The following is a 6,906-nucleotide window of genomic DNA, read 5'->3' as shown; positions in this document are numbered from 1 at the left end:
CAAAGCGTCCGATAGAACCGGAAGCCGTCTTCGGACAGATGAAATACAACATGCAGTACAAGCGCTTCCGTCACTTCGGCAAGGGCAAGGTCACCATGGACTTTGCCTTCTTCGCCATAGCCTTTGACATCAAGAAAATGGCTGCCGTGATGAGAAAACAGGCACAGAACGGTCTCTCAAAGGCTGTTTTTATACCGATATACCGACTATATAACGCAAAATGCGGCTTCGTGGGTGCTTGTGACAGATTTTACATCAAAAAAGTAGCGTAGAAGGAATCTTTCCACGCCGTGCCTGTAAAAAAACAAATAAGAGGATGTGCCTATTTTGACACACCCTCATTTTGTATGCTCGGCATGAGTATTGTCTAATGGGGGGGAAGTCACCAACAATCCCTGATAGTCTCCTTGCTTTACTGCAGTTACCGTCAGAATCCTGTCCGAAGAGTTGAGAAACCTAAGGACAACGGCAAGATGCGTCAGTTGGGAAAGTAGCCCGGCCTTATACACAAATACCTTCGAAGCGGAATCATTGATAAAGGCCTATGGCATGCAAGCGAGGAAGGTTCTTATTCCTCAGGGAGAACAAGGAAAATACGGTCGTTTCATACATCAAGGGTGTGAAATACCTCGGCTACTCCTTATATGTGAACAAAGGCAAATACCAACTCACCGTACATCCAAAGTCCAAGGCAAAGATGAAGTCACGGCTAAAGTACTGACAAGCCGAAGCAACGGTTGGAGGTATGAAAAGAGGAAGCAGAAACCGAAGAAGTACATACGAGGATGGGCAGGTTACTATCACCTTGCCAATATGAAGCGTCTCTGCCAAAAAAACTATGAGTGGTTAAGACAGCGAATACGTATGTATATGGAATGTTTGGGAACTCCCCAAGACCAGAAAAAGGGACCTCATCAAAAGCGGAGTCAAGGATTACAACGCACGACAATGGGGATATTGTGGGGCTTGTCTTAAGGAGGCTTAGGTGTAGTGTGAATCTAATCAGAGTAGGTTTTATGCAAAAAAATCCCAACACCCGGAAAGTGCTGGGATTCTTCTCTATGCTTAAATATCTGTTTACTTGTAGAACTCTTTTTTGCCTGCGCTAAGAGTGTTCATCATCAGCATGCAGATTGTCATCGGACCAACGCCGCCCGGAACAGGGGTGATGAATGAGCACTTAGGGGCAACCTCGTCGAATTTTACATCGCCGTTAAGACGGAAGCCGTTCTTCTTTGTGGCGTCTGGAACGCGTGTAGTACCAACATCGATGACTGTTGCACCCTCCTTAACCATGTCGGCTGTAACGAAGTCTGGTCTGCCGATTGCAGCAATGATGATGTCAGCCTCAAGACATTCCTTCTTCAGATTCTCTGAGCGGCTGTGGCATACTGTTACGGTTGAGTCGCCGTACTGCTTTTGCATCATAAGCTGTGCCATTGGCTTGCCAACGATATTGCTTCGTCCAAGGATTACGCATTTCTTTCCGCTTGTAGGCACGTTGTAGCGGCGCAGAAGCTCGAGAATGCCCTTTGGAGTGGCTGAGATGTAGCAAGGCAGTCCGATAGCCATACGGCCCACGTTGATAGGGTGGAAGCCATCTACATCCTTGCGGTAGTCGATAGCCTCGATTACCTTCTGCTCAGAGATGTGCTTTGGCAGAGGCAACTGTACGATGAATCCGTCTACATCGGCATCCTTGTTTAGCTTGTCAACCTCGGCAAGAAGCTGCTCTTCGGTGATGTCGTCCTCGAAGCGGAGAAGCGTTGACTTGAATCCGCATTTCTCGCACGCCAGAACCTTGTTCTTAACGTATGTCTCGCTACCACCGTCGTGGCCTACAAGGATGGCTGCCAGATGCGGACGCTTGCCGCCATTTGCAACAATCTGCTCAACCTCGGCAGCAATCTCTTCTTTAATCTTGGCCGCTGTGGCCTTTCCGTCTATTAGTTCCATAAGTTAGTTGTATGTTTTGTTTTTCTTATTTCAGTTTTGGCATTCCCGGCATTCCGCCCATTCGGCTCATCATCTTTGCCATCTTGCCACCGCCGCCGCTCAGCATGTGCATCATCTTACGAGTCTGCTCAAACTGTTTCAGAAGTCTGTTAACTTCCTGAATTCCAGTTCCTGAACCTTTGGCGATGCGGTTGCGTCGTGAACTGTTAAGACATTCAGGATGAGCGCGTTCGTATGGTGTCATTGACTGGATGATTGCCTCGATGCTCTTGAATGCATTGTCGTCGATGTCGATATCCTTGATAGCCTTACCAACGCCCGGAATCATGCTTGCCAACTCCTTTATGTTACCCATCTTCTTTATCTGCTGAATCTGGTCCATAAAGTCGGTGAAGTCGAACTTGTTCTGTGCGAACTTCTTCTGAAGTCGGGCAGCCTCTTTTTCATCGAACTGCTGCTGGGCGCGCTCAACCAACGAAACGATATCGCCCATTCCGAGGATACGGTCTGCCATACGCTCTGGATAGAACACGTCGAGAGCCTCCATCTTTTCGCCTGTACCGACAAACTTGATAGGCTTGTTTACAACGCTGCGGATTGAAAGGGCTGCACCACCGCGTGTGTCACCGTCGAGCTTGGTAAGTACAACGCCGTTGAAGTCGAGTCGGTCGTTGAACTCCTTGGCCGTATTTACGGCATCCTGACCGGTCATGGCATCAACAACGAACAATGTCTCGTCTGGGTTGATGGCGTTTTTGATGGCTGTGATTTCTTGCATCAGAGCCTCGTCGATGGCCAAACGTCCGGCTGTATCGACAAGAACGGTGTCGTAGCCCTTAGCCTTTGCCTCTTTGATACCGTTGAGTGCAATCTGAACGGCATCCTTGCTGTCTGGCTCGCTGTAAACGGCAACGCCAACCTGCTCGGCAAGAACCTTCAACTGGTCGATAGCGGCTGGACGATAGATATCGCAGGCTACAACCAAAGGCTTTTTGTTCTTCTTTGTCTTGAGGAGAAGGGCGAGTTTTCCGGTGAGGGTTGTCTTACCAGCACCGTTAAGACCGGCCATGAGGATTACGGCAGGATGCTGCTTCAGTTCGAGTTCGGCAGCCTGTCCACCCATAAGTTCAGTAAGTTCATCGTGAACAATCTTTACCATGAGCTGGCTTGGCTTTACGGCTGTGAGTACGTTCTGTCCCAATGCCTTTGCCTTTACCGTATCTGTGAATTTCTTGGCAACCAAGAAACTTACATCGGCGTCGAGCAGGGCACGGCGCACGTCTTTCAGAGTCTCGGCAACATTTATCTCGGTGATTTTTCCTTCACCTTTAAGTAACTTGAATGAGCGTTCAAGTCTTTCGCTTAGATTATCGAACATATTTATTTTTCTGTTTTTCTGTTTTTACCAAAAATGTATTTTACTACGAAATAAACAACAAGTGCAGCAACCAGTCCGATGATTACGCACTTGATGTAAGTGCTGTATTCCTCGATTTTGCCGTTAAGTTGAGCCGGCTCTACGATCTTGCTCAGATAGTAGCCAAGAAGAGCAAGGATTGTGTGCCATGCTCCTGCACCGATGGTGGTGTAGAGAAGGAACTTTCCGTAGTGCATCTGAGCCAGTCCGGCAGGGATTGAGATGAGGTGGCGTATTCCCGGAATCAGTCGGCCTATAAGAGTTGATGTTACTCCGTGGTCGTCGAAATATTTTTCGGTGTGCTTTACCTTTTCCTCGTTTAGCAGGCACATCTTGCCAAGTTTGCTGTTGGCAAACTTATATACAACCGGACGACCCAGATATTTTGCTGCAACGTAGTTGATGCTTGCGCCCATGTCGGCTCCGAGTGTCGCGAAGAATATGATGAGGTAGATGTTCATATCTGCGTTCGGACGACAGGCATAGTAGGCTGCCGGGGTTACGACCAATTCAGACGGCACAGGAACGACTGTACTCTCGAGTGTCATCAGGAGAGTAATCATTCCGTAGTCGAGCTGCTCAAGTAGCTGTTGTATGAAATCCATTCAGTTTAAAATGTTTGTTAATGTTATTATTTCTTCTTCCAAGTGTCCTTCAGACCAACGGTCTTGTTGAAAATCAAGTGGTCTGGAGTACTGTCTTGGTCGATGTTGAAGTAGCCGATGCGCTGGAACTGCAAGTAACTCAGAGGCTTCAGTTCGGCAACATACTTTTCGATGTAGCAGTTTGTCTTGATGTGAAGGCTGTCTGGGTTAATCATCTGTTTCATTGCCTCTACAGCCTCGCAGTTCTGCTCCTCGCGGATGCGAGCCAGTTCGTCGCGTGGGTTCTCAACCTTCCACAGACGGTCGTACAGACGTACTTCAGCCTTCAGCGAGTGTGCGCAACTTACCCAGTGCAGAGTCTTGCCCTTAATCTTGCGGTCGGCTCCTGCGCTTCCGCTCTTGCTGTCTGGGTCGTACTCGGCATAAATCTCTACGATATTGCCGTTTTCGTCTTTCTTGCAGAAGTTCTCCTCAAGACACTTGATGATGTAGGCATTCTTCAGGCGCACTTCCTTGCCCGGAGCAAGACGCTGGAATTTCTTCTCGGCAACCTCCTGAAAATCGTCGCGCTCAATCCACAACTCGCGGCTGAACTCGATAGTGTGAGTGCCGTCTGCCTCGTTTTCTGGGTTGTTTATGGCTGTCATCTCCTCAACCTGACCTTCTGGATAGTTTACGATGACGAGTTTTACCGGGTCGAGTACTGCGCTTACGCGTGTGGCGCGGCTGTTGAGGTCGTCGCGGACCGCGCTCTCCATAAGTTCGAACTCATTGAGGGCATCGTATGTTGTGTAACCGATTTTGTTGATGAATTTGATGATTGATTCAGGACTGTAGCCACGACGGCGGAATCCGCAGATTGTAGGCATTCGTGGGTCGTCCCAGCCGTTAACCAAGCCTTCCTTTACGAGAGCGAGAAGATTTCGTTTGCTCATAAGAGTGTAGCTGAGGTTAAGTTTGTTGAACTCGGTCTGATGTGGGCGGTTGTCGTCCATGTCGCCCTCGTCGCCGCGAATCTCTTTCAGCCAGTCGATGAAGAGATTGTAAAGCGGACGGTGAACAACGAACTCGAGTGTACAGAGTGAGTGTGTTACGCCTTCGAAATAGTCGCTCTGACCGTGTGCGAAGTCGTACATCGGGTAAGCGTTCCACTTGTTGCCTGTGCGGATGTGCGGAATGTTAAGCACGCGGTAGATGATTGGGTCGCGGAAGTGCATGTTAGGGTTTGCCATGTCTATCTTGGCGCGCAGAACCATCTTTCCCGGTTCAACTGTTCCGCTGTTCATCTTCTCGAAGAGGGCAAGGCTCTCGTCGATAGGACGGTTGCGGAACGGGCTCTCTGTTCCCGGCTGTGTAGGCGTGCCCTTCTGTGCGGCGATAGTCTCGGCTGACTGCTCGTCGACATAAGCCTTGCCGCGCTTTATAAGCTCAACGGCAAAGTCCCACAACTGCTGGAAATAGTCAGATGCGTAGTATATGTTTCCCCACTTAAAGCCAAGCCATTCGATGTCTTGCTTAATTGAGTCTATGTATTCGGTGTCTTCCTTGATAGGGTTGGTGTCATCGAAGCGAAGGTTGCACACGCCGCCGTATTTCTGGGCTATGCCGAAATCAAGCGCGATTGCCTTTGCATGACCGATATGAAGGTAGCCGTTTGGCTCTGGCGGAAAGCGTGTCTGTACTCTTTTTCCGTTCTTTCCTTCTGCCAACTCTTTCTCAACAATTTGTTCGATAAAATTGAGGCTTTTTTTCTCAGCGGCCTCGTTTGCAATGTTTTCTGCCATAATAAATCAAAAATTTGGATGCAAAAATACAAAATTATGCTGAATTATCGGGCAGTTTTGTCAGATAAAATATTGAAGTAGTCCGCTGATGTTGTATTAGATAGTTTGTGACGCAGAAAAATTACTTTCTGATAGCCGAATAGTAGCACAGTTTGTATATGTTCAGAAGTCTGATGCAAGGGTGGCTGCTGCACAGATTCTTGCGCATCATCGAGCCGAAAATGCGATATGCTATTCTTGCCAGCGGAAGCATGTGAAGGGCGTTGAGTTTGTCTGTCATCTGCAAAAGCCGGGTGTAGAGCCTGAGGTCGTCGCTGAACTTGTAGAGTGTGTGTAGCGATGTCTCGACCTTGTTTACGAATTCCTCGTTTGTGCCCAGTCCGTCGTGCTGCAACGGATTGTCAATTTGATATACGCTGTAGCCTCTGGTTTTCAGGTCGATGCCGAATTTTGCATCTTCGAAACCGTATTCGCTGTATCTTTCGTCGAATTTTATCTGGTCGAAGATTTCTTTCTTTATCAGAAAGTTGAATGTCTTGAACGGTGAGCACGGGTCGCTGTCATCTGCATTCTTTACCACTTTTTTCTCCGATTCGATTTCGTAGATGTAGCGCAGAATCATGTTGGCTGGCGGAGGCGTTGTGGAGTGGCATATTCCGCCGCATACAACATCGTGCTGCTTTGCCGCCTCCAAGTATTTGGCGATGAAGTCGGGGCGTACAACGATGGCGTCGCTGTCCATAAACAAAAGAAGGCCGAATCGGGCTTCGGCTGCCAAGAGATTTCTGATTCTCGACCGTCCCACGTTCTGCGCGTTCTCAATGTATCGGCAATGGCAGAGATTTCGTAGCGTGCGGTTCTTTAGTTTGCTCTCATCGTCGGTAGAGCAGTCGTCCATCACAATGATTTCGAACTCAATACCAAATGCTTCGGCCTGCTTGTGCAGGTCGGAAACAAGTCTGTCGCAACTATTGTTGTAGACTGGTATAAGAATCGAAATCATATATAATTTAGTGGCTTCAATAATAAAAACGGTTCTGCAAAGTTATAAAAAAATAAAACATTATTGGTGTTTGCTTCGCTAATATGTCTAAAAATGTGTGTAAAATGTATGAAAACTTTTGCGCGTGTTTGAGTTTTCATT

At 48.0% G+C, this 6,906-nt stretch carries 6 protein-coding genes and 1 pseudogene; 2 read left to right on the top strand and 5 right to left on the bottom strand.

From position 1 onward, the window contains the following. Window positions 1–272 (top strand): transposase (locus T538_RS18915; RefSeq protein WP_031541094.1); only part of this gene is annotated, 272 nt, incomplete at its 5' end. 296 nt (window positions 273–568) lie between these two features. Further along, window positions 569–955 (top strand): annotated as a pseudogene (locus T538_RS0109505) (group II intron maturase-specific domain-containing protein); the annotation flags it as partial. Window positions 956–1,077: 122 nt separating this feature from the next. On the opposite strand, the gene folD reads toward T538_RS0109505, so the two are convergent. From folD to T538_RS0109480, 5 genes are all read right to left on the bottom strand, one after another. Continuing rightward, the gene (folD, locus tag T538_RS0109500) at window positions 1,078–1,956 is read right to left on the bottom strand and encodes a bifunctional methylenetetrahydrofolate dehydrogenase/methenyltetrahydrofolate cyclohydrolase FolD (RefSeq protein WP_031533542.1); all 879 of its coding nucleotides are present in this window, start codon (window positions 1,954–1,956) and stop codon (window positions 1,078–1,080) included. Between the two features lie 25 nt (window positions 1,957–1,981). Further along, window positions 1,982–3,334, bottom strand: coding sequence for a signal recognition particle protein (ffh, locus tag T538_RS0109495; RefSeq protein ID WP_031533540.1), 1,353 nt, complete (start codon window positions 3,332–3,334; stop codon window positions 1,982–1,984). 2 nt (window positions 3,335–3,336) lie between these two features. Beyond that, a complete protein-coding gene (locus T538_RS0109490) occupies window positions 3,337–3,978 on the bottom strand; it encodes a DedA family protein (protein WP_031533539.1) in 642 nt (213 codons plus the stop codon). 26 nt (window positions 3,979–4,004) lie between these two features. Next, on the bottom strand, window positions 4,005–5,762 hold the full coding sequence (locus T538_RS0109485; protein ID WP_031533538.1) for a glutamine--tRNA ligase/YqeY domain fusion protein: 1,758 nt from the start codon (window positions 5,760–5,762) through the stop codon (window positions 4,005–4,007). A gap of 121 nt (window positions 5,763–5,883) precedes the next feature. Then, window positions 5,884–6,765 (bottom strand): glycosyltransferase family 2 protein, encoded by an 882-nt coding sequence (locus T538_RS0109480; protein WP_031533537.1) that lies wholly within the window; start codon window positions 6,763–6,765, stop codon window positions 5,884–5,886. Window positions 6,766–6,906 lie beyond the last annotated feature (141 nt).

Source organism: Bacteroides sp. Ga6A2, from assembly GCF_000702225.1.
Classification (GTDB): domain Bacteria; phylum Bacteroidota; class Bacteroidia; order Bacteroidales; family Bacteroidaceae; genus Ga6A1.
The sequence above is the reverse complement of the archived record's forward strand: the minus strand, read 5'-3'. Positions and strand labels throughout refer to the sequence as shown.